The following is a 20,395-nucleotide window of genomic DNA, read 5'->3' as shown; positions in this document are numbered from 1 at the left end:
AATCATGACCGGCGGGACACCAGCGGACGACGGCGCGGACGGACGCACAATCCTCCTCATCGGCTCCGGCCCCATCCAGATCGGGCAGGCCGCGGAGTTCGACTACTCCGGCGCGCAGGCGTGCCGCGCGCTCCAGGAGGAAGGTGCGCGAGTCGTCCTCGTGAACTCGAACCCCGCGACCATCATGACCGACCCCGAGATGGCGGACAAGGTCTACATCGAGCCCATCACGACCGACGCCATCGCGGAGGTCATCGCGCAGGAGAAGCCCGACGGCGTCATCGCCGGCCTCGGCGGCCAGACCGGCCTGAACGTCACCGCGGAACTCGCCGAGGAGGGCGTCCTCGACGAGCACGACGTCGAGATAATGGGCACGCCGCTGGACACCATCTACGCGACCGAGGACCGCGACCTCTTCCGCGAACGCATGGAGTCCATCGGCGAGCCCGTCCCGAAGTCCGTCACCATCAACAGCGTCGACGAGATCGAGGACGCCGTCGACGCCGTCGGTGGGCTCCCCGTCATCATGCGGACGACGTACACGCTCGGCGGCGCCGGTTCGGGCGTCGTCGAGGAGATGGACGAACTCAAGGAACGCGTCCGCAAGGGGCTGCGCCTGTCGCGGAACAACGAGGTGATGATCACGGAGAGCATCGACGGCTGGGTCGAACTCGAGTACGAGGTGATGCGCGACGGCGACGACTCCTGTATCATCATCTGTAACATGGAGAACATCGACCCGATGGGCATCCACACGGGCGAGAGTACGGTCGTCACGCCCTCGCAAGTGATTCCGGACGAGGGCCACCAGCAGATGCGCGACTCGGCGTTGAAGGTCATCCGCGAACTCGGCATCGAGGGCGGGTGTAACATCCAGCACGCGTGGCGCGACGACGGCACCCCGGGTGGCGAGTACCGCGTCGTCGAGGTGAACCCGCGCGTCTCCCGTTCGTCGGCGCTCGCGTCGAAGGCGACCGGGTACCCGATCGCTCGCGTCACCGCGAAGGTCGCGCTCGGGAAGCGCCTGCACGAGATCACGAACGAGATCACGGGCGAGACGACCGCGGCGTTCGAGCCCGCGATCGACTACGTCGTGACGAAGGTCCCGCGCTGGCCCCAGGACAAGTTCCCGGAGACGGACTTCGAGCTGTCGACGGCGATGAAGTCCACGGGGGAGGCGATGGCGATCGGGCGGACGTTCGAGGAGAGCCTCCTGAAGGCCCTGCGTTCGTCGGAGTACGACCCGGACGTCGACTGGGCGGACCTCGCGGACGAGGAGCTGGAGCGCGAGTTCCTGGTGCGGCCGAGTCCGGACCGGCCGTACGCGATGTTCGAGGCGTTCGACCGCGGGTATAGCGTCGAGGAGGTCATCGAGCTGACGGACATCCACGAGTGGTACGTGGAGCGGTTCGCGAACGTCGCGCACGCGGCGAAGGCCGCGCAGGACGGCGACTTCGAGCGCGCGGGCGAGATCGGGTTCACGAACGCGGAGGTCGCGGAGCTCGCGGGCGACGGCGGCCGCGTCGCGGAGGCTCCGACCGGAGACGGTGGAACGGCGGCGACCGTCGAGGAGGTCGAGGCGGCGACGCCCGAGCGCTCGTTCAAGCAGGTGGATACGTGCGCTGGCGAGTTCGCGGCGTCGACGCCGTACTACTACTCGGCGCGCCAGCCCTCGCACGTCCAGAGCCGGTACCGGAACGAGCTCCAGGTCGACCCGGAGATGGAGAGCGTCGTCGTCGTCGGCGGCGGCCCCATCCGCATCGGGCAGGGCGTCGAGTTCGACTACTGTTCGGTGCACGCGGTCCAGGCGCTGGAGGAACTCGGTATCGACGCGCACGTCGTGAACAACAACCCGGAGACGGTGTCGACGGACTACGACACGAGCGACGGGTTGTTCTTCGAGCCCATCACCGCGGAGGAGATCGCGGACGTCGTCGAGGCGACGGACGCGGACGGCGTGATGGTGCAGTTCGGCGGGCAGACGTCGGTGAACGTCGGCGAGCCGCTCGAGGCCGAGCTCGCGCGTCGCGGGCTGGACGCGGAGGTCCTGGGGACGAGCGTGGAGGCGATGGACCTCGCGGAGGACCGCGACCGCTTCAACGTCCTGATGGACGAGCTCGGTATCGCCCAGCCCGAGGGCGGGAGTGCGACGAGCGAGGACGAGGCGCTCGCGCTCGCGAACGACATCGGGTACCCGGTGCTCGTTCGCCCGAGCTACGTGCTCGGGGGGCGCGCGATGGAGGTCGTGCACGACGACGAGGAACTGAAGGAGTACGTCGAGGAGGCGGTCCGCGTGAGTCCGGACAAGCCCATCCTCGTCGACGAGTTCCTCGCGGGCGCGGTCGAACTGGACGTGGACGCGGTCAGCGACGGCGAGGACGTCCTCATCGGCGGTATCATGGAACACATCGAGACCGCTGGCGTGCACTCCGGTGACTCGGCCTGCGTCATCCCGCCGCGGTCGCTCGACGACGACACCACCCAGCGCGTCCGCGGCGTCGTCGAGGACATCGCGAGCGCGCTGGACACGGTCGGCCTCATGAACGTCCAGCTCGCCGTCAAAGACGGCGAGGTGTACGTGCTGGAGGCGAACCCGCGCTCCTCGCGGACGGTCCCGTACGTGTCGAAGGCGACGGGCGTCCCCATCGCGAAGGTCGCGGCGAAGGTCATGGCGGGGGAGACGCTCGCGGACCTCGGTATCGAAGAGCAGGTTCCCGAGCACTTCTCGGTCAAGGAGGTCGTGCTGCCGTTCGACCGCTTGCCGAACTCGGACCCGCGCCTGGGGCCGGAGATGAAGTCCACGGGCGAGGTCATGGGGACGGCGAGCTCGTTCGGGATGGCGTACTGGAAGGCGCAGGACGCCGCCGGGAACGCCGTGAACACGGGCGGGAAGGCCGTCGTGAGCCTCGACGGCGACACCGGTGACCTCCCCGAGCGCTTCGGTGAGTACTTCACTGTCGTCGAGTTCGACGACGTCTCGCAGGCGATCATCGACGGCGCGGTCGACTTCCTCGTGAGCGACGACCCCGAGGCGCTGAAGACCGCCGTCGAGGAGGACGTCGCGTACCTCTCGACCGAGGCAGCGGCCGAGGCGTACCTCGACGGGCTCGCGGCGTGCGACGGCGACCTCGAGGTCCTCCCGGTGGGCGACCGGCCGCGCCGCACCGAGAACTGGGGCTGAGGACGCAGACCGTCGTCCGCTGGCGTCCACGACCGCCTCGATGGCGTCGTGACGTCGACGCTTCGACGACCACGCCGGGCGCGGTCTCGCGCTCCGTTCGGGTGTGCGGGCGAGCGCGTGACGCGCTGCTGGCGGCCACCTCCTGATTCTTGCAGCCGCTTGCAGCTCGTATTAGCGTCGTTTGCCGTGTTTTTGGTGCGAATTTGGGACTGATTAGGGAAAATTCACTTTAGGGTCTGGTCGCAGGTACGGCCATGGCTAGAGGGGTCCTTCGAGCAGGGGTAGGCGCGCTCGTCCGACGCGCTCGCAGGGGGGTCGACCCGCGGGCGTCGGTGACGGGGAAGTTCGTCGCGGCGGCGGTCGCCGCGATCGCGGTGGCGTTCGTCGTCGTCACGGTGGCGGTGTGGCGGGCGACGGTCGCGCTCGACGCGAACTACGCGCAAGCACAGGCGATCTACCGCGGCGGCATCCTCGCGTTCGCGACGTTATCGGTCGGTATCGTGGTGGCGTTCGCGTTCGTCGAGCGCTCCGTCGTCGCGGGGCTGCGCGACCTCGACCGGGAGACGCGCAAGGTCGTGGAGACCGGGCGGTACGAGGCGGCGTTCGAGCCGACGCGACGCGACGAGGTCGGCCAGCTCGCCTGGAGCGTCGCGGAGTTACGCGACCAGCTCGGCGAGCAGGTCGCGACCGTCGAGTCGTTGAACCGCGAGCTGGCGACGACGGCGACCGCGCAGACGCGGACGCTGTCGTCGGTCCGACGCGGTGACCTGACGGGCCGGATGGACGAGGAGACGGGCGTCCCGCAGTTCGACGCGCTCGCGATCGGGTTCAACGAGATGATGGACCAGATGGAGACGATGGTTGCGGAGGTCCGCGAGTTCTCGCGGTCGGTCGCGGACGCGGCGCGGGAGGCCGACGAGAACGCGGGCGCGGCGAAAGCGGGAACGCGGCGCGTGACCGAAGCGACGGCGTCCATCAGCGACGGCGTGGAGGCCCAGCACGCGGAGCTGGAGGAGACGGCGGACGCGATGGCGGACCTCCTGGAGCGCGTGCGGACGGTGGCGCGGTCGGCGGGTGCGGTCGCGGAGCAGTCCGAGCGCGCGGCGGCGACGACCGGCGAGGGCGCGGACGCGGCGACGGACGCGCTCGCGGAACTCGACGAGATAGAGGACCGGATGGCGGCGTCGGTCGCTGAGATCGAGTCGCTCGCCGGGACGGTCGAGGCGGTCGCGGACCTCGCGGACGAGGTCCGGGACCTGACGAACCAGACCGAGCACCTCGCGATGAACACCGCGCTGGAGGCGAAGAAGACGAGCGACGACGGCAGCATGACCCATCTCGGCGAGCAGATACAGCAGCTCTCGAACGACACGGAGGCCGCGGCGGCGGCCATCGAGGACGGCCTCGGCGACGTCGCCGCTGACACGGACGCGGCGCTCGCGGAGATAGAGCGCACGCAGGACGCGCTCGACCGGGGCGCGGACACCATCGAGGACGCGCTCGGGGCGTTCGAGGACGTCGAGCGCGTGGTCGTGGAGACCGCCGAGGACGCGAACCGCATCGACGAGGCGACGGACGCGGGGACCGAGCGCGCGGCGGCGGTCCGGGAGAACGTCGCGTCGGTCCGCGAGATCGGCGCGGAGACGGCGACGGAGGCCAGCGACGTGGCGGCGACGGCGCGCGAACAGCAGGCGGTCATCGAGCGCATCGAGCAGCGCGTGGACTGGCTCGCGGACGGCGCGAGCGAGCTCGAGCGCGCGCTCGAACAGTTCACGGTGCGGGCGTCGGAGGTCCCGGAGCCGGCAGTGGAGGGCTCGCGATGACGGACGAGGACGCGTCCGCGGAGACGGAGCGCGACGACGAACGGGGCGACGGCGAGTTCGTGTTCGGTGCCGTCGCGGACGCCGAGGAGGCGTCGGCCGCGACGGCTGCCGACGGCCCTGGTGTGGTCGGGCCGTCCCCTGGGCTCGACCCGGGCGAGGCGCTTCGTGTGCAACTGGACGCGATCGAGGCGAGCGACGTGGACGCGGCGGCGGCGCGCGCGGCCGGCGACGTCCCGGGCTGCGTGCGGACGCTGTTCGACTTCGCGGCACCCGGGTTCCGCGAGGCCCACGGCGACCTGGACGGGTTCGCGGCGACGTTCCTCGGGGCGATCTACGACCGGCTCGTGGGGGCGCGAACGGTCGAGCGCGGCCCGGGCGAGCGCGACGGCGACCGGTACGTGCAGGCGGTGCTGGCGCGCCACCCCGACGGCGACCGCACCTACGAGTTCGTGCTCGCGGAGCAGGCGGGCGGGAAGTACGACGGCTGCTGGCTGACGGAGGCGGTGGACATGACCTACGACGGCGAGAGTCCGTCGTTCCGGCGGACGCCGACGGTGACGTTCGGCGACCGGTCGGTGACGTGCGAGGTCGGCGACCAGCTGCGCGCGGTCCTGCTGGCCGCGGACGGGCACTCGCCGCACAACGACGTGACGCAGGTCGCGAACTGCGGCGGGAACGGCCTCTGCGGGACGTGCGCGGTGTCCTGCGACGGCGAGGTCGACGAGATGGGCGACCGCGAGCAGCGCCGGCTGTCGCTCCCGCCCCACGAGACCGAGAGCGGGCTCCGACTCTCCTGCCAGACGCACGTCCAGGGCGACGTCGTCGTCGAGAAGGGCGGCGGCTACTGGGGGCAGCACGTCGAGGAGGTCGGTGTCGGTGGTGAGGGTGCCGACGATGGCGACGGTGACGGCGCGGTCGACGGCGACGCTGGCGGCGGTGACGCGGGCGTCGATGCCGACGCGCTCGTCGACCCGGCGTCCGTGGTCGCGGTGACCGACGCGGAGTACGCCGGCGAGTACGACTACGGCACCGACGGCCCGGGGACGGCGGCGGCGAACGGAGGTGGTGGGCGATGATGGACACCGCCGCGAGCCAGACCGACGAGTCGATGCGCGACGGCCTCGGGCTGGACGCGTTCCTCGTCGTCGGCGCGGTCCTGGCCGCGGTCGGCTGGGGCGGCACGCAGTTCCTGGCGTCCTCGCCGGGGCTCGCACTCGAGGTCCTCGGGTTCGAGGCGGCGGTCGTCGTCGTCGCGTACTGGCTCGTCGCGAGCGTCGGGATGGTCGCGCTCGCGCTCGCCGCCGGCCAGCGCGTCGTCCGGTACAGCCCGCTGCTGTGGGCGTGGGGCGGCCTCGTGTCGCTCGCGCTCCTCGTGGACGTCGCGGTCGTCCTCGGCGCGTTCGGGCCGTCGCTCGGCCGGACGCTCCTGTGGACGCCGTGGCCGATCGTCATCGGCGTCGGGTTCGCGCTCACCGGTATCGTCGCGGCCCACCGCGCCCGGGGCGCGTACCTCGTCGGCGCGCTCGCCGCCGGCCTCGTCGTCCTCGCCGCGATACTGTTCCCGTCCACGGTCGCGGACTGGGCGTTCGCCGCGACGGGCGTCGTCCACGCCGTCCCGCTGCTCGTGGACGCTCGCGTCGGCGACCGCGACGCGGACCCGGCCGACGACGCCGCGAGCACCTACGAGTTCCGGGAACTCGACCGCGAGCGCGCCGGCGACGACGCCGAGGAGGGCGGCGCATGACCGACCCCGAACCCCGCGCCGACGGTCGCGACGACGCCCGCGACCGCGGTCGCCGGCGCGTGCTCGCCGCCGCCGGCGCGTCCCTGTCGGCGCTCGCGACCGCGGGCTGTCTCTCGAACCCGTGGGGGCCCTCTCGGCCGGGCGCTGGCGCAGCGACGACCGCTGACGACGATCCAGCGCCTGCGACCGCGACGACGCGCGGCAGCGAGTCGACCGCCGACGGCGACGCGGACGCGACGCGCGCGGACGCGACGACGCGCGACGACCAGACGACTGCCGAGGATACCACCGCGCCCGGCGAGTCGACGACCGAGGACACCGAGACCGCGACGGCGACCGCGACCGAGGTCCCGCCCGAGGAGAAGGAACCGGACCAGATAGTCGAGGTGGCGCCCGACGGGTTCCGGTTCTCGCCGGAGACGTTCACCATCGACGCCGGCGACACCGTCCACTGGCAGTGGAAGGACTCCGGGCACAACGTCCGCGTCCGCGAGAAACCCGAGGACTCGGACTGGACGGGCACCCCCGGCGACGCGTCGGACACCTACGGCGAGGGCTACCTGCACGCGCACACGTTCGACGCGCCCGGCGAGTACGAGTGCTTCTGTGCCCCCCACCAGACCCTCGGCCTGGAGGGCTCGTTCACCGTCCGCTGAGCGCGCCCGGGACCGGCGACACCGAACTACGTATTTTGGCCGCATCTACTCCGAGCGCGCCGTGTTCACCGTTCGTACACAATGGGGCCACCCGATAGCGACGACGACCCGGGGGAGGGGGCAGGCGAACCCGTCACCGACGGCGGCTACGAGGTATCGACGTGGGAACCACGCACCGCGCTCGACCGGCTGTCGGTCGCGGTGTACTCGGGTATCGTCGCGAGCGCGCGCTGGGCGGTCGTCGCGCTCGCCGTGCTCGCGTTCACCGCCCAGCTGGGCCTCGTCGTGGTCGGTATCACCGTCCGCCCGACGCTGGGCGTTCTCACGCTTGCGTCCATCCTCCCGGCGCTCGTCATCGTCGGCGTCATCTGGTACCAGAACCCGACGATGCGCGAACCCGTCTGGCCGCTCGCTGCGACCTTCCTGCTCTCCGTTCTCCTCGCGAGCTTCGCGGCGCTCGCGAACTCCGCGCTCAAGTCCGTCGTCACCGCGTACGTCCCGAGCGTCCTCGCGCTCGTGGTCTTCTTCTTCCTCGTCGTCGGCCCCGTCGAGGAGACCGTGAAGTGGCTCGCGGTGCGCCTGTACGCGTACCGGAGTTCGGCGTTCGACGCGGTCATCGACGGCGCGGTCTACGGCGCGGTCGCCGGCCTCGGGTTCGCGACCATCGAGAACGCCCTCTACATCTCGCGCGCGGTCATCGACGCCGGCGGGTTCCAGGCCGCCCAGAGCCTCCAGGGCGCGTTCGAGGTCGCGACCTCGCGGTCGTTCGTCGGCCCCGGGCACGTCCTCTACTCCGCCATCGCGGGGTACTACCTCGGGCTCGCGAAGTTCAGCGACGACCACTGGGGCCCCATCGTCGTCAAGGGCCTCCTCATCGCCGCGGCCATCCACGCGACGTACAACTCGATCGTGACGCTCGTCGACTTCGGCGCGTTCCCGCTCGTCGACGGTGGCATCGGGTTCGTCCTGTTCGTGTTCGCGTTCGAGGGCGCCGTCGGGTACGTCCTCTACCGGAAGCTCTCGAGGTACAACCGGTACTATCGAGCGGGCGCCACGCAGGCGAACGCGGATTGACGGGGCGACCGGGTTCGTCGGTCCGCGGGCGTCGCCGCGGCCGTCGCGCGCGCTACGCGCGAGTGAACCGCAACCTGCTCTCCGCGATCCGTCACGTCCTGATATTATTCTCGAATAGTCTACGTGGCTTTCGAGGGGGTTCGATGGCGGTTCGCTGGCGGTTGTTCGGCGGTTCGCACGTGGTTTCCGGCGAAATACTTAGTACGGAATCGTCCGTACGTCGTGACCGGATAGAGCCATGGAACGCACGGATACCGACCAGCGAACGAAGGTATCGTGGACTACACTGACGACCGCGGCGGTGTCTCGATACGACGTCGCGCTGGGCGTTATCCCGGTGTTCCTCGCGCTACCGGCGCTCGCCGCCGTCGTCTCGGGGGTGCCGCTGGAACCGCTCGTCGGCGTCGGCGCGGTCGCGTGCACGCTCGTCGTCGCGGACGTCTGCTTCCTGCATCCGCCCGCCGGCACCGGCGTCGCCGGTCGCCGCGACGACGCTACCGGTCGCCGCGACGACGCCACCGGTCGCCCCGATGAGGCGACCCGTTCCCGCCGTCGGACGGGGTAAGTAAGTCGCTCGGAACCGGCACCGAAGTGGTCGCACGGAACGTTTTACCTCCCCCAGAACGTAGTGTGTGAACGTGCCACACGAATCGTATCGCGTCCTGGTTGCAGACGCCGCAACGCCGGTCGGCATCGCCCTCCTGACGTACCTCGGCGAGACCGAGTACGTCCTCCGCGCACTCGTCACGGACGCCGACGCCGAACGTCGCGCGCGCACCGCCGGCGCCGACGAGGTCGTGCACGCCGACTTCGCGAACCACCACGCGCTCGCGGACGCCGTCGCCGACGTCGACGCCTTCTGCTGTACCACCACCGACGGCGGCCTCGGGCGCGTCGTCGGCCCGCTCGACGGCGGCCGCGGCCTCCGGAACCTCCTCGACGCCATCGACGAGGACAGCCGGCCGTACGTCGTCCTGCACTCCACCATCGGCGTCGGCGACTCCACCTCGGGGATGGTACTCCCACGCCGCCTCTACAACCACCGCATCCTCCGCGAACTCGACGAGACGGAACGACACCTCCGCGAACGCGGCGTGCCCTACACGATACTCAGAACCGGTGCGACGACCGACGGCGCACGCAGCCACGACGTCGTCACGGGCGAAGGCGGCGACGACGTCTCCGGCCGCATCGGCCGCGGGGACCTCGCGTGGCTGATGACCGCCACCCTCACCACGCCCGAAGCCCGGAATCGGACGTTCGAGGTCGCGAGCACCGACGCGACGACCGCGACCGACGCCGTCGACTTCGCGTGGAGCGGCCCCGAGACGGGACTCGTCGCGCGCCGCTCCGGGTACTCCATTCCCTCTTGAGACAGTCGGAGAGCGTCCCTCGGACGTGCTCTCCTCGGCTCAGATGTTCTCGGCGAGCGTCCGATAGTGCCCGGCGATCTTGACGTCCCACCGGTCGTCGGTCGCGTAGTAGACGTTCATGCCGTCGAGCGTCGGTCCGTTGTACCGCCAGTTCCCGGGTTCGAGGTAGCGGTCCGCGACCTCGCCCATCACGTAGTCGACGCACGCCTCGAACGATTCGAAGGGCTTCGCGCCCTCGTACGGCGACGAGTCGACCGCACCCCACCCGTAGACGTTCCGCTTGTCCTGCGCTATCGTGCTCGTCCCCCACGCTGACTCGTGGATGGCGTGGGCGGCCTGATACACCGCGTTCACGCCGTACTCCTCCTGCGCCGCGACGAACGCGTCGCCGAGCCCGACGAGCGGGCTGTCCGGGCGTTCCGCGGCGATGGCGTCGTCTATCTCCTGGCCGGTGACGTCGACGGGCACCGTCAGGTCCGTCTCGACGTCGAAGTCCGTACTCGGCTCGTTGCCGCCACCGCCGGCGTCGAGGTACTGCTCGACGCTCCACCCCCACACGTTCGCGGCCTGCCAGTGCAGTCCCCACCACGTGTAGCCGTCCGCGTCGACCGGGCCGTTCACGACCTCCGCGGTCGCACCGCTCGAGACGGTTTCGACGAGCTCCTCGCCGGTGCCGGGCTGCTTTCGCGTGTTCAGGCTCGTCGTCGCGTGCACCGTGTCGCCCTCGGCGAACGTCGGGTCCGAACCACCGTCGTCGCCCTCGCCGCCGTCGGCGCCGTCGTCGCCATCGCCGCCGTCGGCGCCGTCGTCGCCATCGCCGCCGTCGGCGCCGTCGTCGCCGTGACCGACGCCGTGCCCGTCGACGGGCGCTGCGTCGAGGTACTCGCCCGCGCACCACCCGGTCTGCCCGGAGTTGAACGCGACCCGCCACCACGTGTAGCCGTCCGCCGTCTGCGGGCCGGCACGCACGTACCCCGCCGACCCCTCGGGGGCGGTCCAGACGTCGGGCGCGTCGAGCGCGTGGTCGTCGTGAACGACGAGGTCCGCGGTCGTCGCGACGCGCTGGTCGTGGAGGAACGTCACGCCAGCCTGGTCGGTGTGGTACTTTGCGACGGCCCACCCGACGACGCCGTTCTCGTAGGCGACCTCGTACCACGTGTAGCCCGCCGCTTTCGTGGGGCCGTTCTTGACGACGCCGCGGACGCCCTCGGGGTTCGTGTGGACGACGTTGTCCGCTATCTCTGGTGCGGACCGAGCGTTCACGGTACTCGTCGTCTTCACGACCTCCCCGGCCGGGAACCCGCCGCCCGTGGCGCCGTCCATCTTCGCGAGGAGGTACTCCCAGTCCCACGTCGACCCGGGGTCGACCTTCCCGCCGGTGACCGCCGAGCAGTCGTACGGCGACGGCACCTGGTCGTGCCCGATGAGGCCGCCGTCGCCGTCGTACGCGCTACAGGGCGCGATGTCGAACGCCGGATGCCGGACCGGGATGTCGTAGGCGTCGCAGAGCCACGCGCAGAGGTCCGCGACGGCCTGGTACTTCGCCTCCGTGAAGTCCGTCGAGTTCGCGTACCCACTCATCTCGATGCTGATGCCGGTGTCGTTGTACGGGCCGTTGCCCTGCGTCCACGCGACGTCCTCGAGGTCGACCATCTGCGTGATGGTGCCGTCGTCGTCGACGACGAAGTGACTGGAGACGTTCGCGTCGGGGTTCTGGAACCAGTTGATGCCCGAACTCGCGGAACCCTCGATGGTGTGGACGACGATCCATCGCAGGTCGCTCGCGTCGCGACTCGCGCTCGTGTAGTTCGAGTAGTGCGCGCTCACGTACTCCATCGCGGGTTTGTCGGTCGCGGCGGCGCTTCCGGCTGCTCCGAGGAGCGTGCCGGCCGCGACGGCTCCGGTACTCGTCTGCAGGAATCTTCGCCGACGCATAGTTCCACGAGAGAATCTCGGTAAGTAAAACAGTACCCGCGTGGAATTTTACTCGCCGACTGGAGACCGCGCTCTGACCGGCCGTACTTCGCGGCCATCACCGTTCGCACCGAGAGCGAGCGTGGCGGCCGCTCGCGGTCGGAGTGCTCGAAGGAGCTGGACGCCTACGTCCTGGTTCAGTCCGCGAGGACCGTTCGCTTCGCCTCGGCCATCCCGAGCACGTCGTCGAAGAAGCTCAGGGAGTCGTTCGGGCCGGGGTTGGCTTCGGGGTGGTACTGGCGCGTGATGACGTCGAGGTCGTCGCTGTCGAGACCCTCGGGGGTCCCGTCGTTGACGTTGATCTGGGAGACCTCGAGCGCCTCGGGTGCGTCCGCGACCGTGTACCCGTGATTCTGCGTGGTCATGACGACCTTCCCGGAGTCGACGTCCTGCACGGGCTGGTTGACGCCGCGGTGCCCGAACGCCATCTTCTCCGTGGTGCCGCCGAGCGCGCGAGCGACGATCTGCTGGCCGAGACAGATGCCGGCGACGGGGACGTCGCCGACGAACGCGTCCACGACGTCGACCGCGGCGTCGAAGTTCGCGGGGTCACCGGGGCCGTTCGAGACGAAGAGGACGTCGGGGTCGACGGCCTCGACCTCCGCGGGCGTCGTATCGTAGGGCATGCGGTGGACGGTCGCGCCGCGCTCGTTCAGCGAATCGACGATCGCCTGCTTCGCGCCGCAGTCGATGAGCGCGACGGTCTCGCCGTCGGCGTCGCCCTCGGTGACCTCGACCTCGTCGACGGAGACCTGCGCGCCGATGTCGGTGTGGTCGCTCATCGCCGTGCAGTCCTCGAGTTCCGCGAGCGCGTCCTCGGGCGTCACGTCGTCGCCGACGGCGATACCGCACGCCATGGCGCCGTCCTCGCGGACGTCCGTGACGAGGTCGCGCGTGTCGATCTGGTCGACCGCGGGCACGCCCTCCTCGGTGAGCCACTCGGCGACGTCGTCGGTGAGCTCGCGGGCGACCGCGGCGTTCGGGTGGACGCGGTCGGACTCGAAGCGCTCCTCGCGTACGCCGTAGTTACCGATGAGGGGGTACGCGAAGGTGAGGATCTGTTCCTCGTAGGACGGGTCGGTGAGGCTCTCCTCGTATCCCGTGTACGCTGTTGTGAAGACCAGTTCGCCGTTCGTCGTTCCTGGAGCGCGACCACGTGCTTCGATCACGTGTCCGCCCTCGATGGCTACGTAGGCGTCCATCGTTACGAGATACGTACCGACCCCGGCCCCATAAGCGTTGCTTTCGTAGCATCGTTACGAATTTCGCAATCGTTTAGGTTGGGGGTGGTGTACGTCCGAATCATCATGGACGAACTCGACCGCCGCATCCTCAACATCCTCCGGCGAGACGCTCGCACGCCGTACACCGAGATCGCCGAGGAGGTCGGCACGAGCGAGGGAACGGTCCGGAATCGCGTCGAACGCATGACCGAGGACGACGTCATCGAACGGTTCACCGTGTCCACGCGCACGGGGAACGTGAAGGCGATGATAGAGGTCGGCGTCGCCGTCGACGTCGCCACGGGCGAGGTCGCGGACCGCATGGCCGACTGGGACGAGGTCGACTTCGTCTGGATGGTGTCCGGCGAGGAGGACATCGTGCTCGTCGTCGACGCCGCGGACACGCAGGGCGTGAACGAACTCATCACGCAGGCGCGCGAGCTCGAGGAGGTCGACGCGACGAAGACCCGCCTCATCCTCGACGAACGCCTCGGGTGAGTCGACGCTCTGGTAGCGCGGCCCGGGCGACGACTCCCCGGGTACGCGGTCGAGGACCTGCTGGGCGGGGGCGTCTTCGAGACTCGAAACGCGGTTCGTGGCGTCAGGGTCGGTACGCCGCGAAGTCGACGCCGAGTTCGTAGCCCTCGTCGGCTGCGGCTTCGCGCAGTTCCGTGGTCGTCGTCCGCTGCAGGTGCTCGTTCAGATTGAGGAGCACGGTCCAGTCCGCGTCGGGCGTCCAGCGTGCGCCCGCTGATCCGCCGGTCGTGGACTGGGCGGTCGCTGGAACGGGTTCGGTCGACTGCAGCGAGGGGTTTACGTGAGACGTAAACCCGGGTCGGTCGCGCTCGGTCGCCGGCGCGTGCGGGACTGCGCGCGCCGCGAGCAGGGGAGGGCGGGGTGCCGTGCGGTCGCGGTGCGGTCGCGGTGTGGTCACGGTGCGGTCGCAGTGCGGTCACGGTGCGGTTGCGGTTGCGGTGGCGGGTGCGGTTGCGGTTGCGGTGGCGGGTGCGGTTGCGGGTGCGGTCGGGTCCAGCGCACCCACCGAGCGCGACCGAAGGGAGCGCTCGGGTGTTCTTCGCCCACGTTTTTCCAAGTCAAGCGGGACCGAAGGTCTCGCTGGAAGCCGGCGCTGCGCGCCGGCGACGAAGCGAGCACACCCTCCGCAGGAAAAAGGTGGTCGAGATTCGAAGGTGGTTTCACTTCGGTTCGCGTCCTGCCAGGTATGAGCGCACCCGATTCGCCCGCCGACGCTGCCGGCGGGGACCTCGAGCACGAGAACGCCTCGCAGGACGTCATCGCGGTCGACGCCGACGACGAACCGCAGGGCCTCGTCAACCGCCTGGACGCGCACACTGGCGACGGCATCCGGCATCGCGCGTTCACGGCGCTCCTGTTCGACGAGAACGACCGCATCCTCCTCGCGCAGCGCGCCCCCGGCAAGCGCCTGTGGGGGACGTGGTGGGACGGCACCGTCGCCTCCCATCCTCGCGAGGGCGAGACCCAGGAGGAGGCGACCCGCCAGCGGCTCGACGACGAACTCGGTATCACGCCCGACCAGTACGACGACCTCCGCGTCACCGACCGCTTCGAGTACAAGCGCTACTTCGAGAACGCGGGCGTCGAGCACGAGGTCTGCGCGGTCCTGCAGGCGACGCTGCACGACACCGAACTCGACCCGAACCCCGAGGAGGTCGGCGGCCTCATGTGGGTGCCGTACGAGCGCCTCCACGAGGAACCCGAGTTCTACCGCCAGCTCCGGCTCTGCCCGTGGTTCGAGATCGCGATGCGTCGCGACGTCGAGTAGTCGACTGTGCGAGATCGGTCTCGTCTGGTCGAGTAGTCGACTGTCGGGGGAAGTGGTCTGTGTCGGTCGAATAACTGCTTCCTTCCGTTCGTTCTCCGAGGGTGACCTGTCCGCTGGAGCGACTGCGTTCGCGTTCGCCGGGCGGTTCCGGATTCGCGACGCGTCCTGGGCGTCGATAATCCCACGTGAATCGTACGCAGGCGTCTCAGTCGACCCGACGGTCGGGGGCGGGGGTAGATAACTCCATCCCGGTTGTGCGTGGCTTGTTAACACATACCAATGCTTATGAGGGTGTCCGTCGTACTGACACGTGAGGCCCACGGCCTCGTGACAGCAAGTGTCGACTGATACCGTCCCGAACCAACCGCCGACGAACCGTCTCGTGCTCTCGCGAGCCGAAGCCTGGGTCGTCCACCACGTCGTGCTCGCGCACCTCCTCGACGAGGACGCCGACGCCGACGAACAGCCGTGGTGGGCGCTCGAGGCCGCCGAAAAGCTCGAAGGAGACGACGCGCGGTTCACAGCGTTCGAAGCCTGGCGGCTGCGCTGCGCCCTCCTGGACTACGCGGGCGAGGACGGGACGCCGGACGCCGACGTCGCCCTCTCCGTGGCGATCGTCGACCGCATCGAACGCGAGTTCGACGGCCCACCGGCCGCACTCTGCTAGCGAGACCGGACCTCACCGCACCCGTCGCTGTCATCCCACAACGGCGACTCCCCTCTCTCACCCCTACCCGTTCGACGAAACCGACGAGTTCCGACCATGCGAGACCCGCTCACGGTCGCGTCGTCGCCCACACGCCGACCGCACCCAGCAGTATCGCGGGGAGCATCGGGAGCGCGAGCAACGCCGCCCAGTACGGCAGCGACGGCGGCCGGAAGAGGATGAGTAGCGGCGCGCCGATGAGGGAGAACGCGAGCACGCCCAGGAGGACCCATCCGCGGGAGCCGACGCTCCGGTCCGCGGCCTCCGGATGCGCGCCCTGCAGGTCCTCGCCGCGGTCGCCGTCGTCGTCGGATTCACGGGCCGCACCCGGCCGGTGCGTGTACCCGTCGTCGTCAGCGCTCACTATCCGGGATTACGACCACCTTGCCAAAGCCCTCACGGTTCTCGAGGAGCTCGTGCGCTCGCGCCGTCTCGCTCATCGGGAGCGTCTCCCGGACCCGCGGTTCGAACGTCCCGTCCCACACCTTCGAGAGCGCGCGCTCCGCGCTCCCGTGACTCGCCATCGTCGACCCACGCACGTCCAGCTGGTTCCAGAAGATGCGGCCGATGTGCGTCTCCGGGCGCGGGCCCGTGGTCGCACCACACGTCACGATGCGGCCGCCCTTCGCGAGGCTCTTCAGGGAGTCGTACCACGTCGCCGCGCCGATGTGGTCGACGACGACGTCGACGCCACGCTCCCCGGTCTGCTCGCGGATCGCCTCGGAGAACGACTCCTCCTCGTAGTTCACGACGTGGTCCGCGCCACAGTCGCGAGCGTACTCCAGCTTCTCGTCGGTCGAGGCGGTCGCGTACACCTCCGCGCCCGCGTCCGCCGCGACCTGGACCGCGGCGTGCCCGACGCCGCCCGACGCGCCGAGGACGAGCACGCGCTCGCCGGACTGGAGCTCGCCGCGCTCGAGGAGCATCCGCCACGCCGTCTGGAAGACGAGCGGTGCCGCGGCCGCCGTCGCGAAGTCCACGTGGTCGGGGACGGGCGCGAGCTGGTCCTCGTGGACCGCGGCCTGCTCGGCGTGCACGCCCTGGGTGTGCTCGCCGATGACGTGATACGTCTCGCAGAGCGTCGGCTCGCCGCGGCGACAGAACTCGCACGTCCCGCACGAGACGCCCGCCAGCAGCGCGACGTGGTCGCCCGGAGAGAAGCGCGTGACGTCGTCGCCGACCGCTTCGACGACGCCCGCCATGTCGCTCCCCGGCACGTGCGGCATCTCCAGGTCGAGGCGCCCGGTCGCGCCGAGGCCCTGGCGCGTCCACACGTCCAGATGATTCAGCGCCCCCGCCTTCACGTCCACGAGGACGTCCTCGGGGCCGACCTCGGGGTCGGGGAACTCGCCGTACTCGATGACGTCGCGGTCGCCGTGCTCGGTGAACTGGACCGCCTTCATGCGCGGAGCGTCACGCGGTCGATGCAAGAACGTTCCGACCCCGGCAGCATCCCGTCGCCGATGCACACCCGGTCTTGGCGGAGGGCTTACGTCGGTCCGCGGGGAACGCGCGAGACATGACCGACGGTGAACGCGGCCAGGAACCGACGTCGACGGGCGGCGACGGCGAGCACGCCGGTGACCACGTCGCGGACAGCGAACGCGGCCACGACCACGCCGCGGACGACGACCACGCCGCGGACGACGAACGCGGCCACGACCACGCCAGCGACCACGCCGCGGACGACGACCACGGCCACGACCACGCCAGCGACCACGGCCACCACGCTGACGATGCGACGGGCGTCGGGGCGGCGGTCGTGACGGTGTCGTCGTCCCGGAACCTCGACGACGACCCGAGTGGCGACGCCATCGCGACCGCACTCGAAGACGACGGCCACGAGGTCGCGACGCGAGAGCTCGTCCGCGACGACTTCGACGGCGTGCAGGGAGCGGTCGCCCGCCTCGTGAACCGGGACGACGTCGACGTCGTCGTCACCACCGGCGGGACGGGCGTGACGCCGGACGACGTGACGCCGGAGGCGGTCGAACCGCTGTTCGACAAGCACCTCACCGGGTTCGGCGAGGAGTTCCGACGGCGGTCGGTCGACGCGGTCGGCGAGATGGGGATGCTCTCGCGCGCGACCGCCGGCACCGTCGACGAGGCGGTCGTCGTCGTCCTCCCGGGGAGCGAGTCCGCGGCGACGACCGGCATCACGCTGCTCGTGGCCGTCCTCGGGCACCTCGTCGGGCTCGCGAGCGCCGGTCCCGACGACTGAGTCCTGCGGTCGCGAGCGCTGTCGCTTCCGAGGTGTGCGACGAGAGGGGGGAATCCTGGCGCGGTCGCCAGTGGGAGAGGGGTGGATGAGGGGGGAGTGGAGGGCGTGCCCTGAGCGGGGTGCCTCTGACGTGCGGTCGCCCGGGGGGAGTGGACGACCGCTCCGTGGGGGGAGGCTTCCGCCTCCGGTCCCTCCTACTGGTCGGACCCATATGAACCGTCGAGACCGTCCACGCGAGTTCACGCGTTGAACGGTCGTGAACGAAGTAAAACGAGGGACGGAACGGTGATAAAACGAACTAATTGTCGTAAATTCCCGCAATCTGTCTCGGGATTTAATCCTCCTCCCGCCACTCACGGGCGACCGGGTGAACTCCGATGACGGAACGTACCCTCACGCGACGTAGCGCGCTGAAGACGCTCGGTGCCGCGGTCGCCTCCGCGACGTTCGCGGGCGCCGCGAGCGCAGCCGACAGCGAGGGCCCCGAGTCCGGGTGGGCGATGCGAGAGTCGCCGACGGGCAGCACGCTGTACGACGTGGAGGAGACCGCCGCGGGCGTGTACGCGGTCGGCGCGGGCGGGGTCGTGCTCGAACGCACGCCGAAGGGCTACGTGAAGGTGCTCGACGGCGGCCCGACGGGGAACGGGAACTCGCTGTACGGCGCGGACGTCACGGACGACGGGAAGCGCCTCTGGTTCGTCGGTTCCAGCGGTGCCATCGGCGAGTACGACGTCGAGACCGGCACGCTCCAGAGCCACTCCGCGCCGATGGACGTCACGAACAACTTCAACGACGTCTCCGTCACCGGCCGCGCGGGCGAGGCGAACGTCTACGTCGCGGGCGATAGCGGGAAGCTGTACTACAGCTTCGAGAACGGCGAATCTCAGACCTGGGAGTACACGACGCCCGCGTCCGGGTCGGCGATCAACGCGGTGGACTTCCACGACGCCACGTCCGGACACATCGTCGACGGGAACCAGACGGTGCTGTACACGCGCGACGGCGCGACGTGGGACAAGCTCGGCATCGAGAACGCGAACCACAACTTCTACGGCGTCGACTCCGACGGCTTCGACGACGTCTGGGTCTCCGGCGGCGGCGGCACCATCTTCCACTGGAACGGCTCGGAGTGGATTCGCTCGGATACGGGCGACGCGGGTCAGCGCGACATCGAGGTCGCCGGCACCGACACCGGGTACGTCGTCGGCGGCGGCGGGAAGGTCTACGACCGCGACGCCGAGAAGTGGACGGCGGACGCGACGCCGACGGGCCAGAACCTGAAAGCAGTGGTCCTGCTCGGCGGCGAGTCCGCGGTGGCGGTCGGCGCCGGCGGCACCATCGTCGAACGCTGACGCGACGCGGCAGTAGCATTCGCTTCATCCCCGACCCCCGAACCCCCTCGATTCTCCCGTCTTCCAACCGACGCGTCTCAGTCGAACAGCCGGCGGCTCCGTTCCTCCAGGCACACCCTGAGGATGCCGGTGCCGATCTCCCACCCGCCCTGGATGGGGTCGAGTTTCGTCTCGCCGGCGCGCTCGCCGTACGTGATGGGTATCTCGACGACGTCGTAGCCGCGCATCGCGGGCCGGATGAGGAGTTCCGCGGAGAGCGCCGTGTTCGTCGTCCAGACGATGTCCTGGAGGACGTCGCGGCGGTACGCGCGCATCCCGGTCGTGGTGTCGTGGACGCGCGTCCCCATCAGGACGCTCGCGAGCACGGCGAACGCGTGGTTCCCGAAGCGGTTGAACGCCGGCATCGCGTCCGCGCCGTGATAGAGGCGATCGCCGGAGACGACGTCGTAGCCCTCGTTCACTTTCTCGAGGAACCGCGGGAGGGCGTCCATCGGGTACGTGTCGTCGCAGTCGGTCGTGACGACGACCGGACGGTTCGGCGTCAGGACGGCTTCGCGGACCGCGACGCCGTACCCCTGCGGTTCCTGCTCGATGACGGTCGCGCCCTTCTCGCGCGCTATCTCGGGCGTGCGGTCGTCCGAGCCGTCCACGCAGACGACCTCCGCCTTCCCGTCGGTCACGCGGTCGATGTCGTCGAGCACGGTGCCGATGGCGGCCTCCTCGTTGTACGTCCCCATCACGACCGCCAGGTCGTCGAACGTGTACGGCGCCGACTCGTGGCCGGCGTCGTCGGTGGTCGCGTCGTCCGTACTCGCTGTCGCGTCCTCGGCCGCGTCGTCGCTGTCTGTCATGGCCTCGGCTAGCCTGCGCGCCGACTTTAGGCTTACCAAAAACTCCGAGGGTGGCCCTCAGACCGGGTCCGTCTCGTGCAGGAACGTCTGGAACTCCATCTTCCGTCCATCGGGGTCCGTCGCGAAGAACTGGTAGATGTCGAACGCCTCGTTGACCTCCGGTTCGCCGCGCGCACGGTCCGCGAACCGCTCGTAGAACGCGTCGACGCCCTCGCGGTCCTCGGTCACGAACGTCAGGACACCGTCGGTCTCCGTCTCGTCGCTCGCACAGAACCCGAACAGGAGGTTGTCGTACCGCAGGATGGTGCACGCGGACTGCTCCAGCCACACCTCGGCGCCGACCTCCTCGACGTAGAACTCGGCGGTCGACTCGTAGTCCTCGCACCCGAAGAACACGATTCCGGACATACCGA

At 70.0% G+C, this 20,395-nt stretch carries 20 protein-coding genes; 13 read left to right on the top strand and 7 right to left on the bottom strand.

Features of this window, described 5'->3' with window-relative positions:
• Nucleotides 1-4: 4 nt before the first annotated feature.
• The 8 genes from carB (at nucleotide 5) to VYJ16_RS13460 (ending at nucleotide 9,851) form a co-directional block, all read left to right on the top strand.
• Nucleotides 5-3,181 (top strand): carbamoyl-phosphate synthase large subunit, encoded by a 3,177-nt coding sequence (gene carB, locus VYJ16_RS13495; protein ID WP_336350829.1) that lies wholly within the window; start codon nucleotides 5-7, stop codon nucleotides 3,179-3,181.
• A 254-nt stretch (nucleotides 3,182-3,435) separates the two neighbouring features.
• Nucleotides 3,436-5,004, top strand: coding sequence for a methyl-accepting chemotaxis protein (locus tag VYJ16_RS13490; protein WP_336350828.1), 1,569 nt, complete (start codon nucleotides 3,436-3,438; stop codon nucleotides 5,002-5,004).
• Nucleotides 5,001-6,080 carry a 2Fe-2S iron-sulfur cluster-binding protein gene (locus VYJ16_RS13485; protein WP_336350827.1) on the top strand — a complete coding sequence of 360 codons (1,080 nt, stop codon included), beginning with the start codon at nucleotides 5,001-5,003 and terminating at the stop codon, nucleotides 6,078-6,080. The genes VYJ16_RS13490 and VYJ16_RS13485 overlap by 4 nt, the downstream gene beginning before the upstream one ends.
• Nucleotides 6,077-6,748 carry a hypothetical protein gene (locus VYJ16_RS13480; protein WP_336350826.1) on the top strand — a complete coding sequence of 224 codons (672 nt, stop codon included), beginning with the start codon at nucleotides 6,077-6,079 and terminating at the stop codon, nucleotides 6,746-6,748. The genes VYJ16_RS13485 and VYJ16_RS13480 overlap by 4 nt, the downstream gene beginning before the upstream one ends.
• Nucleotides 6,745-7,404: a plastocyanin/azurin family copper-binding protein gene (locus tag VYJ16_RS13475; protein WP_336350825.1), complete on the top strand. Its 660-nt coding sequence runs from the start codon at nucleotides 6,745-6,747 to the stop codon at nucleotides 7,402-7,404. The genes VYJ16_RS13480 and VYJ16_RS13475 overlap by 4 nt, the downstream gene beginning before the upstream one ends.
• Before the next feature lie 81 nt (nucleotides 7,405-7,485).
• Nucleotides 7,486-8,478 carry a PrsW family intramembrane metalloprotease gene (locus tag VYJ16_RS13470; RefSeq protein WP_336350824.1) on the top strand — a complete coding sequence of 331 codons (993 nt, stop codon included), beginning with the start codon at nucleotides 7,486-7,488 and terminating at the stop codon, nucleotides 8,476-8,478.
• A 238-nt stretch (nucleotides 8,479-8,716) separates the two neighbouring features.
• The gene (locus VYJ16_RS13465; protein ID WP_336350823.1) at nucleotides 8,717-9,043 is read left to right on the top strand and encodes a DUF8015 family protein; all 327 of its coding nucleotides are present in this window, start codon (nucleotides 8,717-8,719) and stop codon (nucleotides 9,041-9,043) included.
• Between the two features lie 73 nt (nucleotides 9,044-9,116).
• Nucleotides 9,117-9,851 carry an SDR family oxidoreductase gene (locus VYJ16_RS13460; protein ID WP_336350822.1) on the top strand — a complete coding sequence of 245 codons (735 nt, stop codon included), beginning with the start codon at nucleotides 9,117-9,119 and terminating at the stop codon, nucleotides 9,849-9,851.
• A gap of 39 nt (nucleotides 9,852-9,890) precedes the next feature.
• On the opposite strand, the gene VYJ16_RS13455 is transcribed toward VYJ16_RS13460, so the two are convergent.
• Complete coding sequence (locus VYJ16_RS13455; protein ID WP_336350821.1) at nucleotides 9,891-11,786, bottom strand: N-acetylmuramoyl-L-alanine amidase; 1,896 nt, start codon at nucleotides 11,784-11,786, stop codon at nucleotides 9,891-9,893.
• Nucleotides 11,787-11,962: 176 nt separating this feature from the next.
• Nucleotides 11,963-13,027, bottom strand: coding sequence for a glutamine-hydrolyzing carbamoyl-phosphate synthase small subunit (gene carA / locus VYJ16_RS13450; RefSeq protein ID WP_336350820.1), 1,065 nt, complete (start codon nucleotides 13,025-13,027; stop codon nucleotides 11,963-11,965).
• A 105-nt stretch (nucleotides 13,028-13,132) separates the two neighbouring features.
• On the opposite strand from carA, the gene VYJ16_RS13445 reads away from it, so the two are divergent.
• Nucleotides 13,133-13,546 (top strand): Lrp/AsnC family transcriptional regulator, encoded by a 414-nt coding sequence (locus VYJ16_RS13445; protein WP_227133482.1) that lies wholly within the window; start codon nucleotides 13,133-13,135, stop codon nucleotides 13,544-13,546.
• A 103-nt stretch (nucleotides 13,547-13,649) separates the two neighbouring features.
• On the opposite strand, the gene VYJ16_RS13440 is transcribed toward VYJ16_RS13445, so the two are convergent.
• Complete coding sequence (locus VYJ16_RS13440; RefSeq protein ID WP_336350819.1) at nucleotides 13,650-13,982, bottom strand: hypothetical protein; 333 nt, start codon at nucleotides 13,980-13,982, stop codon at nucleotides 13,650-13,652.
• Nucleotides 13,983-14,270: 288 nt separating this feature from the next.
• Here VYJ16_RS13440 and idi point away from each other — a divergent pair, with 288 nt between their 5' ends.
• Complete coding sequence (gene idi / locus VYJ16_RS13435; protein ID WP_336350818.1) at nucleotides 14,271-14,852, top strand: isopentenyl-diphosphate Delta-isomerase; 582 nt, start codon at nucleotides 14,271-14,273, stop codon at nucleotides 14,850-14,852.
• Between the two features lie 337 nt (nucleotides 14,853-15,189).
• Entirely contained in the window at nucleotides 15,190-15,519 is a 330-nt protein-coding gene (locus VYJ16_RS13430; RefSeq protein ID WP_336350817.1) for a DUF7853 family protein, read from the top strand.
• Nucleotides 15,520-15,628: 109 nt separating this feature from the next.
• Here the strand turns inward: VYJ16_RS13430 and VYJ16_RS13425 are convergent, their stop codons facing one another.
• Both VYJ16_RS13425 and VYJ16_RS13420 read right to left on the bottom strand, forming a co-directional pair.
• Nucleotides 15,629-15,922, bottom strand: a complete 294-nt coding sequence (locus VYJ16_RS13425; protein ID WP_336350816.1) for a DUF7977 family protein — start codon at nucleotides 15,920-15,922, stop codon at nucleotides 15,629-15,631.
• Nucleotides 15,912-16,961 (bottom strand): zinc-binding dehydrogenase, encoded by a 1,050-nt coding sequence (locus tag VYJ16_RS13420; protein ID WP_336350815.1) that lies wholly within the window; start codon nucleotides 16,959-16,961, stop codon nucleotides 15,912-15,914. The genes VYJ16_RS13425 and VYJ16_RS13420 overlap by 11 nt, the downstream gene beginning before the upstream one ends.
• Nucleotides 16,962-17,077: 116 nt before the next feature.
• Between VYJ16_RS13420 and VYJ16_RS13415 the strand changes: the two genes are divergently transcribed.
• Nucleotides 17,078-17,779: a MogA/MoaB family molybdenum cofactor biosynthesis protein gene (locus VYJ16_RS13415; RefSeq protein ID WP_336350814.1), complete on the top strand. Its 702-nt coding sequence runs from the start codon at nucleotides 17,078-17,080 to the stop codon at nucleotides 17,777-17,779.
• Nucleotides 17,780-18,156: 377 nt separating this feature from the next.
• Nucleotides 18,157-19,131 (top strand): WD40/YVTN/BNR-like repeat-containing protein, encoded by a 975-nt coding sequence (locus VYJ16_RS13410; RefSeq protein WP_336350813.1) that lies wholly within the window; start codon nucleotides 18,157-18,159, stop codon nucleotides 19,129-19,131.
• Nucleotides 19,132-19,208: 77 nt separating this feature from the next.
• On the opposite strand, the gene VYJ16_RS13405 is transcribed toward VYJ16_RS13410, so the two are convergent.
• Both VYJ16_RS13405 and VYJ16_RS13400 read right to left on the bottom strand, forming a co-directional pair.
• The gene (locus VYJ16_RS13405; protein WP_379762544.1) at nucleotides 19,209-19,868 is read right to left on the bottom strand and encodes a dolichyl-phosphate hexose transferase; all 660 of its coding nucleotides are present in this window, start codon (nucleotides 19,866-19,868) and stop codon (nucleotides 19,209-19,211) included.
• A 171-nt stretch (nucleotides 19,869-20,039) separates the two neighbouring features.
• Nucleotides 20,040-20,390: a VOC family protein gene (locus VYJ16_RS13400; RefSeq protein WP_336350811.1), complete on the bottom strand. Its 351-nt coding sequence runs from the start codon at nucleotides 20,388-20,390 to the stop codon at nucleotides 20,040-20,042.
• Nucleotides 20,391-20,395 lie beyond the last annotated feature (5 nt).

Source organism: Halorubellus litoreus (genome assembly GCF_037081675.1).
In the GTDB taxonomy this organism is placed as follows: Archaea; Halobacteriota; Halobacteria; order Halobacteriales; family Natrialbaceae; genus Halorubellus; species Halorubellus litoreus.
This window is presented reverse-complemented; position numbering and strand designations above follow the sequence as displayed.